The sequence below is a fragment of the Acrocarpospora macrocephala genome (assembly GCF_009687865.1).
Lineage (GTDB): Bacteria > Actinomycetota > Actinomycetes > Streptosporangiales > Streptosporangiaceae > Acrocarpospora > Acrocarpospora macrocephala.
Map to the genome: position 1 here is coordinate 102034 of NZ_BLAE01000014.1, position 22769 is coordinate 124802.

The following is a 22769-nucleotide window of genomic DNA, read 5'->3' on the forward strand; positions in this document are numbered from 1 at the left end:
CCATTGGCGTGCGCCAATTCACCCAGGGTTTCTACGGCTACGCCTTCGCATTGTTCGTCTGCCTATTGGCAGCAGGCGCGTTCCTCCTGATCACCCCGCAAAGCCGGACCCAGCACATTCCCCGGGTGGACTTCAGCATCGACACCGCGAACGCGGCCCGTCTCGCGCCCTACCGGGTCGAAGTCCCCCGCCAGGTCCCCACCGGCTGGACCCCCACCAGTTCCCGCGTGACCCAGGACCAGAACACCCTGACCTGGCGCCTCGGCTTCGCCACCGCCAACCAGATGCACGCCATGCTCGCCCAGAGCAACGAAACCCCCACCGCCGACTTCGCCGCCCGCATGGCCAACACCGCCACCATCACCGGCACCCAGCAAATAGGCGGCACCACCTGGGAACAACGCTTCCGCGAAGACAAAAACCAACGCTCCCTAATCAGAATCCTCCCCGACCACACCATCATCATCACCGGCTCCGCCGACTGGCCCGAACTAACAGCCCTAGCCACCACCCTCACCCCCGCCCCCAAACCCGCAGCCTCCTAAACACCCCCAACACCCCCTGTAGTGACACCCGCAGACGTGGAATTCGGGGGGGTGCCGATCGCCTCCCTGAGGTTGTGTTTGCGTCAGTCCGCGTGTTCTTTCCGGTGACGCCGGCAGGCCTGGAATTCGGGGCGGGTTGCCCGCCGAGGGCGGAGCTTCTGCCGTGGGCCTCCCTGAGGTTGTGTTTGCGTCAGTCCGCGTGTTCCTTCCAGCGACGCCCGCAGGTGTGGGGAAGTCAGGGCAGGCTGCCCGCCGACGGCGGAGCTTCTGCCGAACGCCTTCCTGAGGTCGTCATTTCCGTCAGAATGCCGCTCCTGCTCTTGGTGCCGGTGCGGCGAGAGCCAGCGCTAGCGTGAACGGCGCCGGATAACGGCGAGTGACTCGGCGACCTGGTCATTCTGTTGGGTGCTCTGAGCATGCCTCGCCGATTGGTCGCGTTAGTGGCGTTGTGCTTCGGCCAGAGTCCGTTATTCGCAGGTGGTCATCAAGCTTCGTGCAAGTAAGGGCCTCTCCAATGAAGCTATGGAGAGCATTTCTCCGGCGATCCGGCCACGGAGGAAGAGGACATGACCAACCCGGTCCGCTACATCATCGCCAGCCTCATCGTCGCAGTCATGATCGCGGCCGCCCTCGCAGGATTCCAGGGCTTCTTGAACCCGCCCGGGATACTCCTTGCGATCGGCCTCGGAATCTCCGGCCTCTACAAACTCTTCGAGTCACGCACGCCGTCCGACAAGGAGCCCGCCCCCGGCGAGTAACTCGGGCCCACCTGCAGATAGTTCCGGTCCAGCGCGGTCTTTGTCGGCCGGATGGTCCCGAGCGCGGGTGCGCCCGTCTGGCGGGATGGTTAAGACCACCCCACGAATGCCGCTGCCGCTTCGTCGGACGTGCCCGGGGGCACTGCCGGCCTGGGGGTTTGGGTTAGAAGGGGGCTTCGTCGGAGGTGTTGGGGTGAGGGGTTTCTCGTTGGGCCAGGGCGGCGGCTAGTTTGGCTCGGGCGCCCTGGAGCCATTCTTCGCAGACGGCGGCCAGTTTTTCGCCGCGTTCCCAGAGTTCGATGGACTGCTCCAGGGTGAGGCCGCCGGTTTCGAGGCGGCGGACCACCTCGGTGAGCTCCTCGCGCGCCTGCTCGTACGACGGGGTCTGCTTGTCCTGGGCCACGGCACCACCCTAGGGGGCGGTCTCGGTGACGGTCACCGAGACGCGGTCGTCGGGCAGGCGGAGGGTGAGATCGTTCCCGGGGGAGAGGTCGGCGGCACGGCGGACGACCTCGCCGGAGGGACGCTGCACGATGGCGTAGCCGCGTTCGAGGGTGGCGGCCGGCGACAGGGCCACCAGGCGGGCCCTGAGATGTTCCAGGCTGTCGGTCGAACGGTCCAGGGAACCGGTGAGGCAGCGGCGGGAGCGGTCACGCAGGGCGTCCACTTGTTCGGCGCGGCGATCGAGCTCCCGCACCGGATCCGACAGGGACGGCCGTGATCGGACCGACTGGAGCCAGTGCTGCTCGCGATCCAGCCAGCCACCGACCACCCGGCGCCCACGATCCCTGAGCTGCCGGACGAGCGTCAGCTGCTCTCCCACATCAGGAACGACCTTCTTGGCCGCATCCGTGGGCGTCGACGCCCGCAGATCAGCCACCAGATCCAGCAGTGGACTGTCCTGCTCATGACCGATCGCGCTCACCACCGGAGTACGGCACGCCGCGACCGCACGCACCAGCGACTCGTCGGAGAACGGCAGCAGATCCTCCAGCGAGCCGCCACCCCTGGTCACGATGATGACGTCGACCTCTCGATCGGCGTCCAGCTTCCGCAGCGCCTCGCTCACTTCGGCGACCGCGAACGACCCCTGAACGGCCACCGCCTCGATCTTGAACTGCACGGCCGGCCAGCGGCGGCGCGCGTTCTCCAGCACATCCCGCTCGGCCGCGGAATCACGCCCGCAGATCAACCCCACCGTGCCGGGCAGGAACGGCAGCCGCCTTTTGCGATCGGTGTTGAACAACCCTTCCGCGGCGAGCACCTGTCTCAACCGCTCCAACCGAGCCAGCAACTCCCCGACCCCCACCGGCCGGATCTCCAACGCGGTGAACGCGAACGACCCCCGATTGACCCAGAAGTCGGCCTTCACATGCACAACCACCCGAGCCCCATCGACCGGCCTCGGCAAACTCGCCTCATACACAGTCCGCGCACAAGTCACCCGAGCCGACACATTCGCCACCGGATCCCGCAAGGTCATGAACACGGTCCCGCCCCGCGCCGTCAACTCGGTGATCTGCCCCTCAACCCAGATCGTGCCCAACCGCCCAATCCACTGCGCCACCATCTGCAGCACGGACCGAACCGGCAACGGCTCCTCCGGAGACGTCTTCGCGCCCACTCACCCTCCCTGCCTCTGCTCACGCACCGCATTCAGCTACGCCCGGCAGCGTAGCCACCCCCACCGACAGAACAGCCCGACGCCCCGGCTCTCCCATCCACCCGCCCCGTCTAGTTCCAGGAACGCCTGGCCCAGCTCGTCATGATCCGCGGGAGAGAGCCTAGATCACCTACATCAGAAGACACTCTGGGCCTGGCGTTTCATTTCCGCCTCCCGCGTGGCGGGACTCGTGTCCGTACTTGTCGTACGGGGCGTTCACCCAACGGCGTCCGTTTTCGCCGTGCGGGTGCCCGCCCCGAAACGCCAGTACGCCGACGCCCAGGTCATTCCAGCGTCGGCCGGTTCAAGCGATCTGGCGGCGATTTCCACGAGGTGGGGCATGGCCGAACCAGGCGACCCGCTTCACCATCGTGCGTTCGGCCCCTTGTCTCGATGACCTGTCCCCGCCGGGAGCTCGTCAGATTCCGGATTCGAGCTTTGTCAGGCGGTTGCGGTACATGGTGGTGACTTCGGGGCGAGCGGACGTCGCCTCTTCGTAGGCGATCAACTGCTGGATTTCGACGGCGGACTTTCCGCGCATGCGGGCGCGGAGGGATGCGATCGTCAAGCCGGCATACCCGGGGATGGGCTCAGGCGGGGCAGCCTTCTTGGCGGGCGTGACGACGGCGGTGTCCGCCTGAGGCTCGGCAACCGGCTTGGCCTCGGCTTCCGGCTTAGGCGCGGAGTCCAGTTTGGGTTCAGCGCTCGGCCGGGGTGCGGCTTTCGGCTTGGCCTCGGCCTTGGGCTTGGGTTCGGCCTTCGGCTTGGGTGTGGAATCCAGTTCGGGCTCAATGCTGGGCCGGGGTTCGGCTGCTGGCTTGGGCTCGGCTTTCGGTTTGGGTGTGGAGTCCAGTTTGGGTTCAGCGGTCGGCTGGGGTTCAGCGTCCGGCTTGGGTGCTGGTTCAGGGGTGGGTTCGGGTTCTTGGTTGAGATCGGCGGCGGGTGTCGTGGGGCGAGGGGCGAAGATGACGGGCTCGCGGCGGGCCGGTTTCTCGGCTTCTGGAGCGGGGGATTTGGTGGGTTTCTCGTCGGGGGTGGCCAGGCGTCGGATGGTGGTGCGGACGCGGTCGGTGATGAGGAGGGCGTGGCCCACGCCGCTGAGGGCGGTCTGGAGGACCGCCATCGGGAGGTCCTTGGCCTTCTCCATGAGCTCACCGCGATGGTCGTACGCGTCACGGAGAGGCTTGGTCAAAGTTCGAAGGAGAGACATCGCGGCTCCTGGAAAGTGTCTTATCGGGTCAAGTCGACGTGAGGTCAGGATGCGGCTGACGCTCCACGTAGCATGAGACCATGACCTCACAGACCCCCGCGAGCATTCCGGACCGTAGACGTGTGCTGGTGGCGAAGCCGCGTGGGTACTGCGCGGGGGTGGATCGTGCTGTCGAGGCGGTGGAAAAGGCCCTCGCGCAGTACGGAGCGCCAATTTACGTGCGCAAACAGATCGTGCACAACACGCATGTGGTGAGAACCCTGGAAGGGCGTGGCGCGATCTTCGTCGATGAGACCGAGGAAGTCCCGGAAGGGGCGATCGTGGTCTTTTCCGCGCATGGGGTGGCTCCTGCCGTACATGACGAGGCTGCTCGTCGTCGTCTGAAGACCATTGACGCCACCTGTCCGCTGGTCACCAAGGTCCACAACGAGGCCAAGAGGTTCGCCGCCCAGGACTACGACATCCTGCTGATCGGTCACGAAGGCCACGAAGAGGTCGAAGGCACCGCCGGGGAAGCGCCCGATCACGTGCAACTCGTCGACGGCCTCGACGGCGTCGGCACCGTATCCGTCCGCGACCCGCGGAAGGTCGTCTGGCTCTCTCAGACCACCCTCTCCGTCGACGAGACGACGGAGACCGTCACTCGCCTCAAAGAGCGCTTCCCCAACCTTATCGACCCGCCCAGCGACGACATCTGCTACGCGACGTCCAACCGCCAGACCGCCGTCAAGGAGATAGCCGCCCAGTCTCAACTGGTGCTCGTGGTCGGCTCCGAGAACTCCTCCAACTCCAAGCGCCTGGTCGAAGTGGCCCTCGACTACGGCGCCAATGCCTCCTACCTGGTCGACGACGCCTCACACATCGACGACACTTGGCTCGACGGCGTCACCACCATCGGCCTCACCAGCGGCGCCTCAGTCCCCGAAATCCTGGTCGACGGCGTCCTCCGCAAACTCGCCACCCACGGCTTCACCGACGTCGAAGAAGTCGAATCCGTCCAAGAACGCATGCGCTTCGCCCTCCCCCACGAACTCCGCAAAGACCTCCGCGCCTAGCACCCCACAAGCCCGGGCACACAGCCACAAGTCCCCAGCGCCGGGTTACTCGCCGTTATCCGGCGCCGTTTACGTTCGTGTGGCGCTCTCGCCGTACTGGTGCTGGGGTCAGTCTTCTTTGGTGGAGCCGTACAGGCGGGGTTCGAAATAGCCTTCGGGTTCGGCTGCGTACGTGGGGGTGGTTTCGCGGCTTTGGCGGGGTTTGGGGACGCGGTGGGCGTGGGCCAGGCGGAGGGTGCGGATGTTGGTGGGGAGGCCGCGGTACCAGGCGATGGCGAGGGTGAGGGCGGAGCCGGCGAGGAGCCAGGGGGCGGCGGCGGAGAGGATCGTGAAGAGGCCCAAGGCCAGGGATTGCAGGAAGCTGGCGGTGCGGAGGGCGCGGACGCTCTCGATGAAGAGGGCGGTCAGGAAGAAGATCAGGGGCGGGGTGACGACCAGGGGGAGCAGGTCTCGGGCGTTGACCAGGGTGACGGCGGCCGCGCAGCCGAGAATGAAGATGGGGCCGGGGGCGATGAGCTGGCCAAGGAGAGTAATCACGAAAAGCAGCGTGACGGCGCCGCGCGCGGTCAACTTCATTGCCGGAAACCCCCTTTCTCCAGCCCCCTAACCTACCGTTCCACAGCTCTGGAAGAGGGCCGCTTACCTGCTCTTCCCGCTCCGTAGCGACAGCGGAAAGGCGCTTACCTGTTCTTCTCGTTGTACAGCGACTATGCGTGCTGGCGGGACGCTTGCCTGTTCTTTGCGTTACAGCGACAGTGGCGGGGCTTCTTCTTCCACCAGTTCCGGTACGGACAGCAGCCGTGGCAGTTCCTCGACCAGTTCGGGGGCGGCCAGCGGGCTGTCCACGAGGCCAAGGTCGCTCAGGCGGCGGGCGCTCACCAGCACCCGGTTCTCCAGCGACCCCACCGTCCGGTTGTACGCGGCGACCGCCTTAGACAACGACTTGCCGAGCGCGTCCACGTTCCGGCCGAGCCCGCCGAGCCGGTCGTACAGCTCCTTGCCGATGTCGAACACCGCGCGGGCGTTCTCGCTGAGCGCGGCCTGCTGCCAGGCGTACTGCGCGGTGCGGAGCATGGTGATCAGGGTGGTGGGGGTGGCGATGTGCACGCGCCTGTTCATCGCGTACTCCAGGAGGGCGGGGTCGCGCTCCAGGGCGGGGGCGAGGAACGCCTCGCCGGGGATGAACAGGACCATGAACTCGGGCGCGGGGCTGAACGCCTGCCAGTAGGTCTTGGCGGCCAGCCGGTCCACGTGCTCGCGGACGTGCCGCGCGTGCGCGTCCAGCCGGGCCCCCGCCAGCTCCGGATCCTGCGCCTCGGCCGCCTCCAGGTACGCCGCGAGCGACACCTTGGAGTCGACCACGATGTTCTTCCCGCCACTCAACCGGACGATCATGTCGGGCCGGACGACGCCGTCGGCGGTGTGCCCGGTCACCTGCTCGTCGAAGTCGCAGAACCGGGCCATTCCGGCGATCTCCGCGACCCGCCGCAGTTGGAGCTCCCCCCACCGGCCCCGGGCCTCCGGCCGTTGCAGCGCCCGCACGAGTGAGCGGGTCTGCGTCTGGAGCTGCTCCGAACTCTGCCGCACGAACTCCATCTGCTGCTGCAGCTCGGCCCGGGCCCCGCGCGCCCCGAGCTCGCTCTCCCGCAGCTGGTGCTGCACCCGGGCCAGCGTCTCCTGCAGCGGCGCGACCAGGTTCTCCACCGCCTGCCGCCGCTGGTCGAGATCCCCGGCGGCCTCGGCCCTGGTGGTGTTGAGCCGGTTCTCCGCGAGTTCGAGGAAGCGCAGGTTGTTCAGATCGAGCGCGCGGGCGGAGAGAGCCTGGAACCGCTCGGTGAGCTGCCCCTCGACATAGCCGAGTTTCTCTTCCGCGGCCCGCGCCCGGGCCTCCGCGTCGGCGAGCCTGGCCGCGGTCTCCTCGGCGGCGCGCCCGGTCTTGCCCCGGCCGAGCGTGTATCCGACGGCCAGCCCGGCGGCCAACCCGAGGGCGAGCTGGATTGCGAGAGCCATGACGTCCACATGGGGGATGATCCCAGTCCTTTTCCCACAGAAGGGGGAGGCGCGCTTGCGCGGCGTGCGCTGATTACTCAGGGTTTCCATCCCATTGCGTACGGCATGCACGCTCAGCCGCTCCCTGTCCGGCCGGTAAACTCGGATCCCGTGAGTCTGAGCATCGGGATCGTCGGCCTGCCCAATGTCGGCAAGTCCACCCTTTTCAACGCGCTGACCAAGAGCGCCAACGCCCTGGCGGCCAACTACCCGTTCGCCACCATCGAGCCCAACGTGGGGATCGTGGGTGTGCCGGACGCGCGTCTCGCCCAGCTCGCCACCATCCACGGCTCGGCCCGGATCCTCCCGGCCAAGGTGGAGTTCGTGGACATCGCGGGCTTGGTGAAGGGGGCTTCGGAAGGTCAGGGCCGTGGCAACCAGTTCCTCGCCAACATCCGCGAGACCGACGCCATCTGCCAGGTCATCCGGGTCTTCACCGACCCCGACGTGACCCACGTGGACGGCGACATCGCCCCCGAGCGGGACATCGAGACGATCAACACCGAGCTCATCCTGGCCGACCTGCAGACGATCGAGAAGGCCGTGCCGCGCCTGCAGAAGGAGGCCAGGACCAACAAGGACCGCAAGGCCGCCCTGGACGCGGCCGAGGCGGCCAGCAAGATCCTCGACGGCGGCACCACGCTCTACGCCTCCGGCATGGACCTGACCGACCTCCGCGAGCTCCACCTGCTCACCGCCAAGCCGTTCCTGTACGTCTTCAACCTCGACGCCGACGAACTGGTGGACACCGACCTCCGGACCCGGCTGTCCGCGATCGTCGCCCCCGCCGAGGCCGTCTTCCTGGACGCCAAGATCGAGTCCGAACTGGTGGAACTCTCCGACGAGGAGGCACTGGAACTCCTCCAGTCGGTCGGCCAGGACGAATCCGGCCTCTCCCAGCTGGCCCGCGTCGGCTTCGAGACCCTCGGCCTGCAGACCTACCTCACCGCCGGCCCAAAGGAAACCAGAGCCTGGACCATCAAGAAGGGCTCCACCGCCCCCGAGGCCGCCGGCGTCATCCACACCGACTTCCAGCGCGGCTTCATCAAGGCCGAAGTGGTCTCCTTCGACGACCTGATGACAGCCGGCTCCGTGGCCTCCGCCCGCTCCGCCGGAAAGGCCAGGATCGAGGGCAAGGACTACATCATGCGCGACGGCGACGTGGTCGAGTTCCGCTTCAACGTCTGACCAGACCAGCGGCGGAACCTGGGTCACCACCCCGGACAGGTACGGGAGCACCGTCCCAGCCACAATTGGTACAAATTGGTCAAAATTGCTAGAAGGCGCGATATTGGTCAATATCGGGTTTTTTTGGTGAAGGATCGATAATGATGCGATTAGATGGTGTCTGTTCGCAGTTACGATCTCATTGGTCTCCCGCTGAGGAGACGCCCGCTCCTGGGCTGCGCTGATGGAGGAACGCTTTGAAAGAGGACAGCGCACCTGTCGAACTCAAAGTCCACATTGCGCACCCAGCCCGGATGTACGACTACTACCTGGGCGGCAAGGACAACTTCGCGGCTGATCGCAAGACTGCGGAGGAATCACTCCGGGTGGCTCCCGAGATTCGGGACATCGCCCGGGAGAACCGGGCGTTCATGCAGCGTGCGGTGCGCTACATGGTGAAGGCGGGGATCCGCCAGTTTCTCGACATCGGTGCGGGCCTGCCCACCCAGCGCAACGTGCACGAGGTCGCGCAGGAAGAAGCCCCCGGCGTGCGCGTCGTCTACGTGGACAACGACCCGATCGTCCTCGTGCACGCCAGGGCGCTGCTGGCCGGGATCGGCGAGAGCGAGACGCGGGTCGTCACGGCCGACCTTCGCGATCCCCAGGCGATCGTGTCCCGGCCCGACGTCAACGGCTTCCTCGACTTCACCAAGCCGGTAGCGATCATGTTGTTGTCCGTCCTGCAGTTCATCCCCGATCGGGATCCCGAGGAACTCGTGGCTCCGCTGCGGGAGATCATGGTCCCGGGCAGCTTTCTGGTGATCTCTCACCCCACCCAGGATTTCCGGCGGGAGCAAGCGCTTCAGGTTGCGGAGACCTATGTCCGGGCCAGCGCGCCTGCCGTGGCCCGGCGAAAAGCGGAGATCGAGCTGTTGTTCGGGGATTTCCAACTCGTCGAGCCTGGCCTGGTGCAGAGCCCGCTGTGGCGGCCGGACCACGAGTTCATCGGCGAGCTCGACCATATTTGGATGTACGCCGGAGTAGCCCAGAAGAAGTAGTCGGGCCGCAACTGCCGGTATTTCGGACCTCTTCCCGCAAGGTGTGTGCCATGGACGTCATAGAAGCGATGACAACAACGGGAACGTGCCGCTATTTCCGTAGCGATCCCATCCCCGAGAAGGTGCTGCTGAGCGCGTTCGACGCCGCTCGCTTCGCGCCCCAGGGCGGAAACCGGCAGCCGGTGCGCTGGGTGGTGGTCACGGACCCCGACCTGAAGCGGCAGCTCAAAGCGTGGTACCTGGAGCCGTGGAAGGCCTATCTCAGCGCGGTCGGGGTCGGCGACATCGCCGTACAGGCACTGCCCAAGGTCGTCGCTGACGCCGACCACTTCGCCGAGCACTTCGACGAGGCGCCCGCCATCGTCGTCTGCTGCGCCGTGCTCGACGGGCTGCACCCCACAGATAACGAACTCGGGCGGCTGAGCGTCGTAGGCGGCGCGTCCATCTACCCCACCGTCCAGAACTTCTGTCTGGCCATGCGCTCGCAGGGCCTCGCCAGCGCCATCACCACCCTGCTCTGCCACTCCGAACCTCAGGTCAAGGAGCTGCTCGGCATCCCCGACGACGTCATCACCGCCGCCCACATCGCGGTCGGTTACCCCGCCAATCCTTTCCCCACCAGGCTCAACAGGATCCCGGTCGACGAGATCGTTTTCTCCAACACGTACGGCAGGCCGCTCTAACGGGCCCTTGACACTCCGAGGTTGACCCCAGGCGTGCGGAAATGTCAGAAAGGCCCACCGCAGGGGATGCGGATCGGTAGGCTCCTGCGCCGTGATCGATCAGAACATACCGGTGGAAAACACCGCTAACCTGTCGCGTTCCAGCGATGACGTCCAGGCTGATAAGGAAGCCAGTGGAAGCGTCATCGAACTGGTCGAACGCATCGCCTCGGTAGTCCTCCCGATCGGCGTCGCGCTTTACGCGGTCCTCTATATCGGCATCGAGGAGATATACGCGGTCTTCGGCATCAGCCCGCAGCAGGCGGGGATCGACCAGTCGGTGCTGTTCGGCCGGCTCGTGGGCACGTTGGTGCTGGTCCTGCTGCTGGGCATTCCGGCTCTCGGCTTGATCATCGGGCTGGGCTGGTTAGTCAACAAGGTGACCTTCGGCTACAGCGGAAGGCTCGTGGCGGGCATCAGGAAGCGCCCGTGGGTGGCCGCGCTGATCGCCGCGCTGTGGTGCGGCGCCACCTACTGGGGTTTCTTCAACTTCGTCGGCGACCTCGACCTCACCATCATGATCGCCATCGCCGTCGGGCTGGGCGTGCTGACGTTCCTGGTGCCGTTCCGGCTGCTCCGCCGTAAGCCCGTCGGCCGCGCCGGGTTGAAGGTGCTCGTCGGCGGACTGACCGGGCTGGGCCTGGGCTTCCTGCTCATCCTGGAGCTGTCGTACGGCGCGGTGGAGGTGCAGCGGACCGGGCAGGCCAACCTGCTGCTCGACACCCTGGGGTTCCAGGACCAGTGGGCCGTGTTGAAGAGCGCCGACGACGACAAGCCGCTCTACGACGGCCGCTGGATGATGCTGCTGGGGGAGAGCGAGGGCACGTACCTCTTCTACGACTGCGACAAGCTGGAGACCTTTCGCCGTCCGATCGAGACCACCAACCTCAGCAGCCTGCAACTCAGCCCCGAGCGCGAGGAGGGCTTCACCTGCGGCGGCCTCGCCGAAGGCGCAGGTCAGTGACCGGCCGTGGGGTGAAATCCAGGTAGGAGTCTCGGTACGGTTTGGATAGCTCTCGCTGACCGGTTGGTAATAGTACGGAGCGCTGGCCTGCAAAGACGTCGTTTCGTGGTCGTACCTGCCGGTACGGCCACTCTCCGTCTCATGCAGACTCGGTTTGGCCGGTTACTTAGATGCGCACAGCATGGGCGTGGCTTTCCTGGAACAATTGGCGGGACCGCTAGGGTGAATACTTCAACGTGGATAACCGGATCGAGAGTAAGAAGACACCGCGCCAGCCGGGGGGATCGGCGCGAGCGGAGGCGTGATGGCTCGCAGGTCAACCGTCCAGCAGGATCCTCGGATCGCTGGCGACCCCGAGTCGTACCCGTTGCCTGATCTCGACTCGGCGCCGGTGCGGCGCAGGGGCTGGAGCGGCGGCGGGGGCCGCTGGCTCGTGTGGGTGGGGCGCGCGATCCTGTGGGCGCTCATCGTCGTGATCGTGGTCAACGGGGTCCGGGCGCCGTTCGAGCGGTTCACCCAGGGCGAGAACGCGGCCGCGCCGGTCACGCCGGAGAACTCCGGGTTCCCGGTCCAGGAGGCGGCCGGATTCGCCAATCAATTCGCCGCGGTCTATTTGAATTTCGACGCGACCAATCCGGAGCAGCGCGACGAAAGGCTGACCGCTTTTCTCGCCCCCGGGGTCGAGCGCCGGTTCGGCTGGAATGGGTACGGCCGGATGTCGGCCGGGGCCATTCAATTCCAGAGTATCGACGTGGCCGCCGATAACGAGAACGCCACGGTCGTGGTGAGTTTCCAGTCGGGCAGTAAGAGATGGCTGCTTTCCGTGCCCGTCTACCACTCGGGTGACCGCTTCGTGGTGACCGGCCGCCCGGCGCTGCTGCCCGCGCCCGCCGTCGCCGATCTGCCGGCCGTCGCCGACCCGGACCGGGACAACAGCCTGGAGGACCAGCTCCGGCCGACGCTGGAGGGCTTCTTCAAGGCGTACGCGTCGGGGAACACGGCCGAACTCCGGCTGTACGCCACGGATGGCGCCACCATCGAAGGGCTCGGTGGCTCGTTCACGCTGGCCCAGCTCACCGATGTGATCGTGCCGGTGGGCGGGGAGTCGAGCCGGACCGTCACGGCGGTCGTGGTGTGGGCCGTGCCGTCGGGCGCCGCCGCGGCGCTGCCGAGCACCGACCCGGCCGCCGATCCGGCCGCGCAACCGGCGGGTCTTGAGCAGGCCTACCAGCTCACATTGGAGAGGCAGGGCGAGAAGTGGCTCGTCGGGCGGATCCAGGGCGCGGGCCGGTCCGTGGGGTAACACATGGCCGACCGTGATGTCGCTGATCCACACCCCCCGGGAGGGCGAAAATGATTGTGCACACGATTCTGGAGAGCGCCGTGTCCAGCCAGCTGGGCGGCGCCGAACTTCTTGCTTTCACGCCGACCCCGGCGCCGAACCAGGGCATCAACACCGAAGGGCTGGCCGAATTCCTGCGCCGCTTCTTCGGGCCTTTGTTCCTGGTGATCGTCTCGGTGGTCGCGCTCTTCTTCCTCTTCACCAGGGAGATCACGCGGTTCGTCCAGTTCATCATCCTGGCGATCGCGATCGGCGTGATCTTCTACGTGCCGAACATCATCGAGGTGACGGCGAAGGCCATCGCGGGGGCGCTTGGCATCCAGTGAACCTGGGCACGCTGGGAGAGGAGGAATCGGGTGGACCTACCTACATACACCAATATTTGGCGCATTGAGAAGCGGCTCTACAAGCTGTACGACCTACGGCTGCCGACGCCGCTCCCCATCGTCTGGATCGGTGTCTTCATCGGCGTGAGCGCGCCCTGGTGGGTCTTCCTGCGGCTCGTCGGCCTGGGGTTCGAGGCGCCCTGGCACGTGATCTACCTGGTTCCGCCCGGCGTGATCACCTGGCTGTCCACTCGCCCGGTGATCGAGGGGAAGCGCCTCACCGAGCTGCTCCAGTCGCAGAGCCGCTACTTGTCCGAGCCGCGCACCTGGTGCCGCCTGGCCCCCGTCTCGGAACCGGACGAGGTCGTCTTCCACAGCCGCGTCTGGCGCGCCTCTCGCCGTACGGTCCCCCGCCGCGCCCGGCATGCCCAGCCCGCACCCATGTTCGCTCGCGCCGCCGCCTCGGCGAAGCTCTCCGTGAAGCTCCCGCAGAAGTCCCCGGAGCCGCTGAAGCGCCGCGTCCCTGGCACGGTCCGCCCAGCCGTCGCCGCCGCGGCCGCCGCGATCCCGGCCGAGCCCACGCCGATCGCCCCGGTCGCCGAGCCGACCGTCCGTCCCTCCTGGGGTACGGCGACCGCCAAGGCCCCGGCCATCCCGGTCTTCGCGCCACAGGAACCCAGAAAACAGGAACCGAGCAAGCCGGAACCCGAAAAGCCGCAGCCGAAGAGGCCCGAGCTCGTCACGGCGAAGCCGGATATTTCGGAAATGCCCGAGCCGCGCAGGCCCGAGCCCCACATGCCCGAGCCACACATGCCCGAGCCGCGACGGCAGGAATCCCCGGTCGCCGAAACCACGGCCCCGCCGATCGGCCCCGACGCTCTCCGCCGCCTCCGCCGCCTGGCCGCCGCCTCCACTGAGACCGACAAATCGGCCCCAAGCCCCATGAGCGCCGCCACCTCCGCGACCGACTCCGCACCTCCCGCCGACAAGGCCAGAGAACAACATCGCCGCGGCCAGCCCCCCAGACCCCCCATCCCCGGGCGAAACCCCGAACCCGCCCGCCAGGTCTCCATCCGCGCCGTCCCGGCGTTATCCGGCCAGCCCGCAGCCCCCGTCCCCGTCCCCCGCCCCGAAAGCAAACCCGCGGAAGAGCCCAAGGTCCGCCGCGTCGAGTCCGTCGTCGGCCGGGATCCCCAAGGCGGCTGGCGGCGGATCGCCCAGGTCGTGGTGGGCAGCGGCGGAGGCCGTACCGATGGGACCGAGAACGACGAGGCGCGGGTGCGCACCCCGATCACCGGCAGCCGCCGCGTGGTCGTGCTGGGCTGCACCGGCGGCGCGGGCCAGAGCACGACCGCGCTGCTGCTCGGCCACACCCTGGCCCGGCACCGCGACGACGGCGTGCTGGCCGTGGACGCCAATACCGGCGACCACACCCTGACCACCAGGATCAGGCCCGAGTCCCCCGAGACGCTCAGCTCCTTCCTGGCCGTGATCGATCAGGTCGGCACCCACGTCGGCGCCTACACCAGCCGGTGCGAGTCCGGCCTGGACGTGCTGGCCGCCGACACCGACGAGGGCGCCGAGCAGCGCATCTCGGACCGGTCGGCCTTCTCCGACCAGCGGATCGCGCGCGCGATGCGGCTGCTGGACCAGCAGTACCGGGTGATCCTGATGGATCCGGCGGCGGCGCTGGCCGCGCGGCTGCTGCCGTACGCCGATCAGCTGGTGCTGGTGGCTCCGGCGAGCGCGGACGCGCCGGACGCGGTGGCCATGACCTACGACTGGCTGGACGGGCACGGCTGCGCGGACCTGCGGCGGCGCGCGGTCATGGTGGTGAACGGGGTCAGTCGGCGCAGCCTGGCGGACGTCGAGCGGGCCGAGGCGGTGGCGCGGGGCAGGTGCCGGGCCATCGTGCGGGTGCCATGGGAGGACGAGCTCGCCGAATCCGGGCCGGTGGATCTCGGCGATCTCCGCGCGGGCGGGCGCCGGGCGTATGTCGCACTGGCCGGAGTGGTCGCCAGCGGGCTGACCACCGCGAGAGGGGAGAGCATCGTTGGCTAGGGCGTCCCGGGCGCGAAGCCGCCTGGCCGTGCGGTATTTCGACGACCGCGTGTTGCTCACCGAGTCGGCGGCGTGGGCCTACTTCAGGCTCCCGACGGTCAGCTACGAGTTCATCACGCCCGAGGAGCGCGAGTCCCTCGCCACCAATGTGACGATCGCGCTGGCCGCGATCCGGATGCAGGACGCCGAGGTGCACCTGCGGGTCGCGCACCGGACCTATCCGGCGGCCGAGTGGGCGATGGCGCTGAACGCGACCTCGGACGAGGGCCCGGGCTGGCGCGACTACCTGGAGGAGATGTACCGGCACGTCTGGGCGAAGGACTTCTGGTCCAAGGAGGTCTACCTGGGGGTGCGGCTGGGGTCGCGCGGCACGCAGCTCGGCAGCGGCGTGCTGGCCCAGCTGTTCGGCTTCTACCAGCGTTCGGAGAAGTCGCTCGGCCTGGAGGACGACCACGTGCCCGAGCGCGAGGTGACGAAATGGACCGAGTCGGCGGAACGGCTCGGCCGCGCGCTGGCCTCCAGCGCGCTGTACGCCAGGCACGCCACCTCGGTCGAGATCGCCTGGCTGTTCCAGCACGCCGCGTCCGGCGCGCTCGGTGACCCGCCGCCCTCGGCCAGCCCGCGCAGGCGCTGGGGCCGGGGCGAGATCGAGGCCCTGGTCGAAGGCCAGATCCACAACGGCAGGTCACTGCTGCGGATCGAGCAGCCCGGCGGCGACTCCTACACCGCCCACCTGTCCTTCGCCCGCTTCCCCGACCTGATGCCGTTCCCCGACGGCGAGCCGTGGATTCACTTCGGCGACCAGCTGCCGTTCCCGGTGGAGATCTCCAGCCGGATGCGGCTGATCCCGCCGGTGCGGGCCAGCAAGGACGTGGCCCGCAAGCTGGCGCACGCCCGCGACATGGACATCCACATCAGGGAGGCGGGCGCGGAGGCCCCGCTGGCGCTGGCCGAGCAGATCGACGCGGCCAGGATGCTGGAGCACGGCATCACCAAGGAACGCCTGCCGTTCGTGTACGGCTGGCACCGGATGAGTGTCTCCGCCCCCACCGAGGAGATGTGCGTGCAGCGCGTCGAGGCGGTCGTCGAGCACTACCGCGACCTGGGCATCGACGTGGTCAACTCCACCGGCGACCAGTTCTCGCTGTTCTGCGAGGCGCTGCCGGGGGAGAAGGTGCGGGTCAACGCGTACGCCCAGCGCCAGCCGCTGCGCACGATCGCGGGCGGGATGGCGCACGCGACCGTGGATCTGGGTGACCGGGTGGACGACGGCAGTTCCGGGTGGCTCGGGCCGTACATCGGGGAGACCTTGGGCCGGGCGCGCAGCATCGTGCACTTCGACCCGCTGGTGGCGGCGACCAGGAACCGGCCGACGGCGATCGCGATCACCGGCGAGCCGGGCGGCGGCAAGACCACGCTGGCGCTGCTGATGATCTACCAGATGGCGGTGCGCGGGGTCACGGTGGCCGTGATCGACCCGAAGGGCGACGCCTCCTCGCTGGTGGAGCTGCTGCACCAGCGGGGCCGCCGGGCCAGGACGATCCCGCTGGCCTCGGCCGCGCCAGGGCTGCTGGACCCGTTCTCGTTCGGCGACGACATCGCGGCCAAGAAGACGATGGCCACCGAGACGCTGCGGCTGCTGCTGCCGCGTATGTCGGAGGAGCGCGAGTCGGCGATGATCCAGGCGGTGGCGGCGGTCTCCAACCAGCCGGATCCCTCGCTCGGCAAGGTGATCGACCACCTGGAGCAGACTGAGGACGCGGCCTCCAAGAACCTGGGCGCGGTGCTGCGCTCGATGTCGGAGATGCGCCTGGCCCGGCTGTGTTTTGACCGTTTCGGCGGCGACCAGATCGACACCGAGGGCTGGACGACGGTGTTCACCCTCGGCGGCCTGACCCTGCCGGACGTGGCCACCACCCGCGACGACTACTCCTACGAGCAGCGGCTTTCGGTCGCGCTGCTCTACCTGGTGTCCCAGTTCGCCCGGCGGCTGATGAACGGCCTGGACCGGCGGACTCCCAAGGCGATCTTCCTGGACGAGGCGTGGGCGATCACGTCCACGCCGGAGGGCGCCAAGCTGGTGCCCGAGGTGTCCCGGATGGGGCGGTCCCGTAACACCGCGCTCGTCCTGGTCTCGCAGAACGCGGGCGACCTGCTGAACGAGCAGGTCACCAACTGCCTGTCCTCGGTGTTCGCGTTTCGCTCGACCGAGCGGGTCGAGGTCGAGCACGTGCTGGAGTTGCTGGGTGTCGATGGGTCAGAGGAGCACAAGGCGGTCTTGCGTTCCCTCGGCAACGGCGAGTGCATCTTCCGCGATCTGGACGGCCGGGCCGGCCGGATCGGCGTGGACCTGATCTCGCCGGAGCTGCTGCGCTGGCTCGATACGAATCCGACGCACGACAAACCCGGCGAGAACATGCATGATCTTCAGGGGGGATCCAGCAGGTCGGGGGTCGCGCAGGAGGTGCGGTCGTGAGGTTTGTCCGCCGGTTAGCGCTGGTGCTGGTGGCTGTGGTCACCGTCCTCAGTCTTCCGTTGGTCTTCGCATCCAGTACGGCCAGCGCCGACGGGATCTGTGATCTGTCCTCGTCGCTGGCCCCGGAGATGGTCGGCGGCGGCGTCGACGGCCTGGTCAAACCGCCCCCACCGGACACCGGTGACACCGGCGCCGCGGCGGGCGCGGGCGTCGGCGCGGGCACCCCGGTCGAGGTCGCCCCGGACCAGCAGCTCACCAACTACGCCAGGTACGGCATGGCCGGCCAGTTCTGGCACACCTACGGCCTCGGCTGCTCGGACGTGGCCGCGGTGCTCGGCAACGCCTGGGCCAACACGATCTTCTCCTGGGCCAAGGCGGTCGACCGGCTCACCATCACCACCTACGAGGCGGCGGCCACCGAGGGCCCGCTACTGCCGATCAAGAACGTGGTCGACGACATGGTCGTCAACCTGGCCGACGCGATGTACTGGCCGTTCCTGCGGCCGATCGTGATCATCGCGGCGATCTGGCTGGCCTGGTACGGCCTGCTCCGCAAACGCGCCACCACCACCTACGAGGGTGTCATCTGGATGGTCCTGGCGGTCACCGTGGCCACCTGGTTCTTCAGCCGCCCCCAGGACCTGACCGGCGTCGGCAAGACCATCACCGACAAGACCAGCGAGATCGTCAACTCGGCCTTCTCCGGCCTGCCCGGCGCGGGCGGCGCGTCCTGCCTGCCGGCGCAGGGCGCCGAGGGCACCCGCGCCGCCAACGGCGGCTATGGCCAGCCCGGCACCCCCGGCGTGGCGCAGAACGCCGACGCGCTCTGGTCGACGCTGGTCTGCAAGCCGTGGCTGATGGGCGAGTTCGGCACGGCCGACCCGAACGCCCCGATCGTGGCCACCTTCGGGCCGAAGGTGCTGGAGATCCAGGCCATCGACCAAGCTGAGCAGCAAGCCCGCCAGGCGCCCGCCGGCGACGCCCACCAGCAACGTTTCGAGGAGGAGGTCGCCAAGCCCCTGGAGGCCACTCCGCAGTTCTTCCTGTTCCAGGGCAAGGACTGGACGAGCCGCCTGAGCGTGGCGATCGGGGCGTTCATCGCGGCGATGGTGGCCGGGGTGCTGATCTTCCTGGTCTCGGTCTCGCTGCTGGTCCTCAAGATCGGCTTCCTGCTGCTGCTGATCCTCGGTCCGGTGTTCCTGCTGATCGGCGTGCATCCAGGGGCCGGGCGGATCATCGCGATGCGCTGGGTGGAGATGCTGGTCGGCACGCTGCTCAGGCAGGCGGTGCTGGCCCTCGTGCTGGGCGTCCTGGTGTACGGCTACGCGCTGATCATCTCGACGCCGCTGCCGTGGGGCATGCAGATCATGTTCATGGCGTTGCTGACGCTGGCCGTGTTCTTCTACCGGCGGCCGTTCCAGCATCTGTTCTCCACCATGGGCGGCCACAACCTCACCACCCGGATGCTGGGCGAGGCGGCGAGTTCGCCGATCCTGCAGCGCTCCAGCGTGGTGCTGCCGCCGGTGGCCTCGGCCAGGATCGGCCGCTGGGGGCTGCGCAAGGCGGAGCCCGTCATCGGGGCCGCGTCCATGGCGGCGGGGGCCGGGGCGGGAGCGGCCGCAGCCACGACGGTGGCCCAGGGCAAGGTACGCGGCGAGGATCAGGCCGCCGGGGCCACCGGAGTCCGGGCGACCGGGCAGCCCGCGCCGCTGGAGACCGACGCGCGCAAGAAGGCCGGCGGCGTGCCCGCGCCACGGCCGGGCTCGGCGCCGCCGCTCAACCTCCGGCCACCCGCGGGCGCCCGTCCTGGGGCCACCGGTCCGCGACGTCCGGGTGGACCGGTTCCGTCCAGCAGCGGGAGTGTGCCGAGTTCGGGTGGTTCCTCCTCCTCTTCCGGAGGGTGGTTCGGCGGCCGTTCCGGCGGCTGGGCCTCGCGCCCGTCCTCCGCGTCCCGTGGTGGTTCATCGCGCGGCTCGTCCGGGTTGTTCGGTGGTGGCTCGTCCGGTGGCCGCAGTTCGTCCGGCGGTGGGTTCTTCGGTGGTGGCGGGAGCCTGTTCGGTGGCGGGCGGCGTTCGGGGCGGTCGGAGAGTCCGCGTGCGGAGCGGCGGTCGGAACCGCCACGGCCGCCGCGCGCTGAGACGCCCCGGTCGTCGCAGCCGCCCCGTGCCGAGTCGCCCCGGCAGCCACGTTCCGAAGCGCCGCCGCTGTGGCTGCCCAGCAGCAGAGCCAAGAGCGCGCGCGGCGGCGACAACGCACCGTTCTGGTTGAGGCCCCCCGACCGCGACAAGGACTGATCATGGAGGGAACCGACGGCCGGAGGAGACTCGTCTTCGTGGCCGTGGTGGTCGTGCTCGCCGCCCTCGGCATCTATCTCACGATGCTGGGCGGTGGGGATGGCCAGAACGACCCGGAGGCGGCCCCCACCGGCCGCAACGCTCCTTCGGGCACCGTGGCGCCCGTGTTGCCGAGCCAGGTGGCGAGCACGCCCTCGGGCGAGTTCGATGTCTACAACTACCTGCCGCTCAGCCGGGACGAGCTGGCCGCCGCCGCCGATCTGGCTCGGCGGTTCGTCGGCGCATACGGCACATACACGCATGCGGATCCGGTAGCCCGGGTGGATCGGGTGCGCAGATTCGCGACTGTGGAGTTCGGTGAGGAGCTGACCAGGAGCCTGACCGCGCCCGCGCTGACCGAGCACGACGCCGCCGAGCAGATCGTCTCGGACGGCTCGGCCAAGGTGACCTTGATCAGGGACATGAGCGTGGGGTCGGTGGTCTTCGTGGTCGACTCCATTCAGCACATCACCAGCACCGCGGGGGAGCGTGATCAGACCGACTCCTACGCGGTGACGGTCATGAAGCTGGGTGTGGACTGGCGGGTGTACGACATGCAGCCCGCCGACGCCGGGCAGGACGGGGACACCACCCCGTGACGAAGAGCCGGCTCTCGTGGAAATGGGTGGCCGGGCTCCTCGCCGTGGCCCTCCCGCTGACCCTGTTCGGGTCGATCGTGCTGATGACGCCGTTACCGGGCGGGTTGTTCGGTGGCGGGGGCGCGGAGTGTGAGGTCGATACGGGCGACCTGTCCGAGACCGCGAAAGAGGACATTCCGCCGGAGTATCTGGCTTTGTACAAGAAGCACGGTGCCGCCATCGGGGTGCAGTGGAATGTGCTGGCGGCGGTTGGCAAGCGGGAGACCGACCACGGGCGCTCCGATCTCCCGGGGGTCAAGTCGGGCACCAACGAGGCGGGTGCGGCTGGGCCGATGCAGTTCCTGATCAGTACCTGGGGGGGCAAGGCGCGGATCGAGATCCCGTCGGAGTTCAATGGCTACGCCTCCGACGGTGATGAGGACGGCATCGCGGACGTGTACAACCCGGCGGACGCCATCCTGGGGGCGGCCAAGATGCTCAAACGTAACGGCGCGCCCGACGACCTGCGCAAAGCCATCTTCGTCTACAACCGGGCGACCTGGTATGTGGATCAGGTGCTGGAGATCGCCGCCCGGTACGCGGCCAGCGGTGAGGTCGGCGTTCCTCCGGAGAACAATCCCGACTGCGATTTCACGGTGCAGGCGCCGAGCGCGGTCGTGGCCAAGATCCTTGAATATGCGCTGGCGCAGCGGGGCAAGCCCTATCGGTGGGGGGGAACCGGGCCGGACGCGTACGACTGTTCGGGGATCATCTACATGGCCTACCGGAACGCGGGGTTGTCGATTCCGCGGACGACGTTCGGGCAGTGGCCGTTCGGGGAGAAGGTCGACGCGGGGGAGGAGCAGGCGGGGGACCTGGTGTTCTTCAACGCGGGGCCGGGGACGTCTGTCACCAATCCGGGGCATGTCGGGATGATTGTTTCGCCGGGGAAGATGATCGAGGCGCGGTGTACGTTGTGCGGGCCCATCAAGATCACGACGTATAAGGATCGGATCGGGATCGTGGGATATACCCGGCCGTTGCAGAATCCGGATGTGCTGGAGCAGCTGAAACGGCTGCCGCTGGCGGTGGGGGCGCCCAGCCTTGGCGCGATGGGATCGCTGGGCGGTCGCGGCGGTGAGTCGGCTGGTCGGCGGGGTTCTGGTTAGGAGTTTGTTGGTTGGTAAACGTGAGTCAACCGCGTTGGTCCGGTGTGGGGGAGCGTTCCAGCGTACCCTAGGCAGGCATGGAGAAGATCGTTGTCGGCGCTGCGATTGTCGAGGGTGGGCGGCTGCTGGCCGCTCAGCGGGCCGAGCCGCCGGAGCTCATGGGTGGGTGGGAGCTTCCGGGGGGGAAGGTCGATCCGGGGGAGAGTGAGCATGACGCCCTGGTGCGGGAGTGTGATGAGGAGCTCGGGGTAAAGATCAGTATTGGTCGGCGGGTGGGTGGGGACTGGCCGCTGAGCGGGGGATACGTGTTGCGTGTCTGGCTGGCCACGCTGGCGGCGGGGACGCCGGTGGCGCGGGAGCATCTGGCGTTGCGGTGGCTGGCGCCGGCGGAGTTCTCTTCGGTGGCGTGGTTGCCTGCTGATCTTCCGATCGTGGGGGCGGTCCAAGATCTGCTCAAGGAAGGATTGAGCTCGGACCTGGTGTGACATAACGCTTACGAAGCGTGCATCGGGGGAGTTCGGGTGGCGAATTGGTGGCGGCGGGGATATGTCGTGTCGGTTGTGGGGGCTGGGGCCGTCATTCTCGGCGGCACCGCGACGGCCGCAATCGATAACCAGCCGATGACAGATCCTGCCGCGGTTCCGCTGCCGCCCCCGTTGCCCCTGCCTCCACCACCTCCACTCCCGCTGCCCCCGCTGGCTCCTCTGCCGCCTGGGTCGCCGCTTCTGCCGCTGCCTTCGTCCGGCCTGCCTGCCTGCGTGCCGCCGCCCATCACGGGTGTCACCATTCCGAGCATTCCAGTCATCCCGACGCCCGCCCCCTGGGTTCCGATGCCTAACGTTCCGATCCCTTCCGCTTCGGTTCTTCCCTGGCCAGTCCCACCATCCCCAGACCTCACCTGTACGCCTTCGCCCGCCACCGGGCCGTTCTTCGCACCGGCTACCGAGCCCTTGGCGACCCCTTCGAGAGGCTTGCCCAGCGGTCCGACGCCGACGCCGCCGATGCCCTCACCGTCTCCAGGGATCAGTGCTGGGCCGGGTGTCGAACCGTTCGCGCCCGTGCGGCGCCGCGAGGACTCCGAGTGGGAGAGATGGGACAGAGCCTGGCTGCTCGAAGATCGGCGTTTGAGGGCTGAATCGCGTGTGTTCGAACAGCACGAGAGGTCTGATTGGGGGAGGCAGCCTGATCAGTTGATGGCCGATTCCGCGAGTCCGTCGGGTCAGGGGGTTGTCCCACCCACCCTCCCTTCGTTTTCCCGCGGGCTCCGCCCGCCCCCGCCATCCCGTGGCTTCG

The 22769-nt window shown here is 68.1% G+C and carries 20 protein-coding genes; 15 read left to right on the forward strand and 5 right to left on the reverse strand.

Features of this window, described 5'->3' with window-relative positions; translation table 11 throughout:
* Positions 1-8: 8 nt before the first annotated feature.
* Together Amac_RS13985 and Amac_RS13990 are read left to right on the forward strand one after the other, a co-directional pair.
* The gene (locus tag Amac_RS13985) at positions 9-545 is read left to right on the forward strand and encodes a DUF4245 domain-containing protein (RefSeq protein WP_155354795.1); all 537 of its coding nucleotides are present in this window, start codon (positions 9-11) and stop codon (positions 543-545) included.
* 566 nt (positions 546-1111) lie between these two features.
* Positions 1112-1303, forward strand: coding sequence for a hypothetical protein (locus tag Amac_RS13990; protein ID WP_155354796.1), 192 nt, complete (start codon positions 1112-1114; stop codon positions 1301-1303).
* 163 nt (positions 1304-1466) lie between these two features.
* Here the strand turns inward: Amac_RS13990 and Amac_RS13995 are convergent, their stop codons facing one another.
* The 3 genes from Amac_RS13995 to Amac_RS14005 all read right to left on the reverse strand — a co-directional run bounded on the left by Amac_RS13995 (position 1467) and on the right by Amac_RS14005 (position 4158).
* Positions 1467-1706: an exodeoxyribonuclease VII small subunit gene (locus tag Amac_RS13995; protein ID WP_155354797.1), complete on the reverse strand. Its 240-nt coding sequence runs from the start codon at positions 1704-1706 to the stop codon at positions 1467-1469.
* Positions 1707-1715: 9 nt separating this feature from the next.
* Positions 1716-2927, reverse strand: coding sequence for an exodeoxyribonuclease VII large subunit (gene xseA / locus Amac_RS14000; protein ID WP_155354798.1), 1212 nt, complete (start codon positions 2925-2927; stop codon positions 1716-1718).
* A 457-nt stretch (positions 2928-3384) separates the two neighbouring features.
* A complete protein-coding gene (locus Amac_RS14005; RefSeq protein WP_155354799.1) occupies positions 3385-4158 on the reverse strand; it encodes a hypothetical protein in 774 nt (257 codons plus the stop codon).
* 98 nt (positions 4159-4256) lie between these two features.
* Here Amac_RS14005 and Amac_RS14010 point away from each other — a divergent pair, with 98 nt between their 5' ends.
* Entirely contained in the window at positions 4257-5231 is a 975-nt protein-coding gene (locus Amac_RS14010; protein ID WP_155354800.1) for a 4-hydroxy-3-methylbut-2-enyl diphosphate reductase, read from the forward strand.
* 108 nt (positions 5232-5339) lie between these two features.
* Here the strand turns inward: Amac_RS14010 and Amac_RS14015 are convergent, their stop codons facing one another.
* Together Amac_RS14015 and Amac_RS14020 are read right to left on the reverse strand one after the other, a co-directional pair.
* Complete coding sequence (locus Amac_RS14015; RefSeq protein ID WP_155354801.1) at positions 5340-5807, reverse strand: DUF6542 domain-containing protein; 468 nt, start codon at positions 5805-5807, stop codon at positions 5340-5342.
* 168 nt (positions 5808-5975) lie between these two features.
* Positions 5976-7241: a DNA recombination protein RmuC gene (locus tag Amac_RS14020; RefSeq protein ID WP_373869816.1), complete on the reverse strand. Its 1266-nt coding sequence runs from the start codon at positions 7239-7241 to the stop codon at positions 5976-5978.
* A gap of 150 nt (positions 7242-7391) precedes the next feature.
* Between Amac_RS14020 and ychF the strand changes: the two genes are divergently transcribed.
* The 12 genes from ychF to Amac_RS14080 all read left to right on the forward strand — a co-directional run bounded on the left by ychF (position 7392) and on the right by Amac_RS14080 (position 21961).
* Positions 7392-8468: a redox-regulated ATPase YchF gene (gene ychF, locus Amac_RS14025; RefSeq protein ID WP_155354803.1), complete on the forward strand. Its 1077-nt coding sequence runs from the start codon at positions 7392-7394 to the stop codon at positions 8466-8468.
* 236 nt (positions 8469-8704) lie between these two features.
* On the forward strand, positions 8705-9505 hold the full coding sequence (locus Amac_RS14030; RefSeq protein ID WP_246268323.1) for an SAM-dependent methyltransferase: 801 nt from the start codon (positions 8705-8707) through the stop codon (positions 9503-9505).
* Positions 9506-9555: 50 nt separating this feature from the next.
* The gene (locus Amac_RS14035; RefSeq protein WP_155354804.1) at positions 9556-10188 is read left to right on the forward strand and encodes a nitroreductase family protein; all 633 of its coding nucleotides are present in this window, start codon (positions 9556-9558) and stop codon (positions 10186-10188) included.
* A 112-nt stretch (positions 10189-10300) separates the two neighbouring features.
* Positions 10301-11191 carry a hypothetical protein gene (locus Amac_RS14040; protein WP_155354805.1) on the forward strand — a complete coding sequence of 297 codons (891 nt, stop codon included), beginning with the start codon at positions 10301-10303 and terminating at the stop codon, positions 11189-11191.
* A 304-nt stretch (positions 11192-11495) separates the two neighbouring features.
* Positions 11496-12494 (forward strand): conjugal transfer protein, encoded by a 999-nt coding sequence (locus Amac_RS14045; protein ID WP_155354806.1) that lies wholly within the window; start codon positions 11496-11498, stop codon positions 12492-12494.
* A gap of 50 nt (positions 12495-12544) precedes the next feature.
* On the forward strand, positions 12545-12859 hold the full coding sequence (locus Amac_RS14050; protein ID WP_155347094.1) for an LptF/LptG family permease: 315 nt from the start codon (positions 12545-12547) through the stop codon (positions 12857-12859).
* 30 nt (positions 12860-12889) lie between these two features.
* Complete coding sequence (locus Amac_RS57310; protein WP_155354807.1) at positions 12890-14920, forward strand: TcpE family conjugal transfer membrane protein; 2031 nt, start codon at positions 12890-12892, stop codon at positions 14918-14920.
* The gene (locus Amac_RS14060) at positions 14913-17396 is read left to right on the forward strand and encodes an ATP-binding protein (protein ID WP_155354808.1); all 2484 of its coding nucleotides are present in this window, start codon (positions 14913-14915) and stop codon (positions 17394-17396) included. The genes Amac_RS57310 and Amac_RS14060 overlap by 8 nt, the downstream gene beginning before the upstream one ends.
* Positions 17393-19690, forward strand: coding sequence for a type IV secretion system protein (locus tag Amac_RS14065; RefSeq protein ID WP_155354809.1), 2298 nt, complete (start codon positions 17393-17395; stop codon positions 19688-19690). Before Amac_RS14060 ends, Amac_RS14065 begins: the two co-directional genes overlap by 4 nt.
* Before the next feature lie 2 nt (positions 19691-19692).
* On the forward strand, positions 19693-20328 hold the full coding sequence (locus Amac_RS14070; RefSeq protein WP_155354810.1) for a hypothetical protein: 636 nt from the start codon (positions 19693-19695) through the stop codon (positions 20326-20328).
* Positions 20325-21476: a C40 family peptidase gene (locus Amac_RS14075; RefSeq protein ID WP_246268327.1), complete on the forward strand. Its 1152-nt coding sequence runs from the start codon at positions 20325-20327 to the stop codon at positions 21474-21476. The genes Amac_RS14070 and Amac_RS14075 overlap by 4 nt, the downstream gene beginning before the upstream one ends.
* Before the next feature lie 77 nt (positions 21477-21553).
* On the forward strand, positions 21554-21961 hold the full coding sequence (locus Amac_RS14080; protein ID WP_155354811.1) for a (deoxy)nucleoside triphosphate pyrophosphohydrolase: 408 nt from the start codon (positions 21554-21556) through the stop codon (positions 21959-21961).
* Positions 21962-22769: the final 808 nt, after the last annotated feature.

What these genes read in the sequence shown, in the direction of transcription:
- Amac_RS13990 (WP_155354796.1), top strand. Translation starts at nt 1,112, where the DNA reads ATGACCAACCCGGTCCGCTACATCATCGCCAGCCTCATCGTCGCAGTC.
- Amac_RS14010 (WP_155354800.1), top strand. Translation starts at nt 4,257, where the DNA reads ATGACCTCACAGACCCCCGCGAGCATTCCGGACCGTAGACGTGTGCTG.
- Amac_RS14015 (WP_155354801.1), bottom strand. Translation starts at nt 5,807, where the DNA reads ATGAAGTTGACCGCGCGCGGCGCCGTCACGCTGCTTTTCGTGATTACT.
- Amac_RS14020 (WP_373869816.1), bottom strand. Translation starts at nt 7,241, where the DNA reads ATGGCTCTCGCAATCCAGCTCGCCCTCGGGTTGGCCGCCGGGCTGGCC.
- Amac_RS14035 (WP_155354804.1), top strand. Translation starts at nt 9,556, where the DNA reads ATGGACGTCATAGAAGCGATGACAACAACGGGAACGTGCCGCTATTTC.
- Amac_RS14045 (WP_155354806.1), top strand. Translation starts at nt 11,496, where the DNA reads ATGGCTCGCAGGTCAACCGTCCAGCAGGATCCTCGGATCGCTGGCGAC.
- Amac_RS14050 (WP_155347094.1), top strand. Translation starts at nt 12,545, where the DNA reads ATGATTGTGCACACGATTCTGGAGAGCGCCGTGTCCAGCCAGCTGGGC.
- Amac_RS14070 (WP_155354810.1), top strand. Translation starts at nt 19,693, where the DNA reads ATGGAGGGAACCGACGGCCGGAGGAGACTCGTCTTCGTGGCCGTGGTG.
- Amac_RS14080 (WP_155354811.1), top strand. Translation starts at nt 21,554, where the DNA reads ATGGAGAAGATCGTTGTCGGCGCTGCGATTGTCGAGGGTGGGCGGCTG.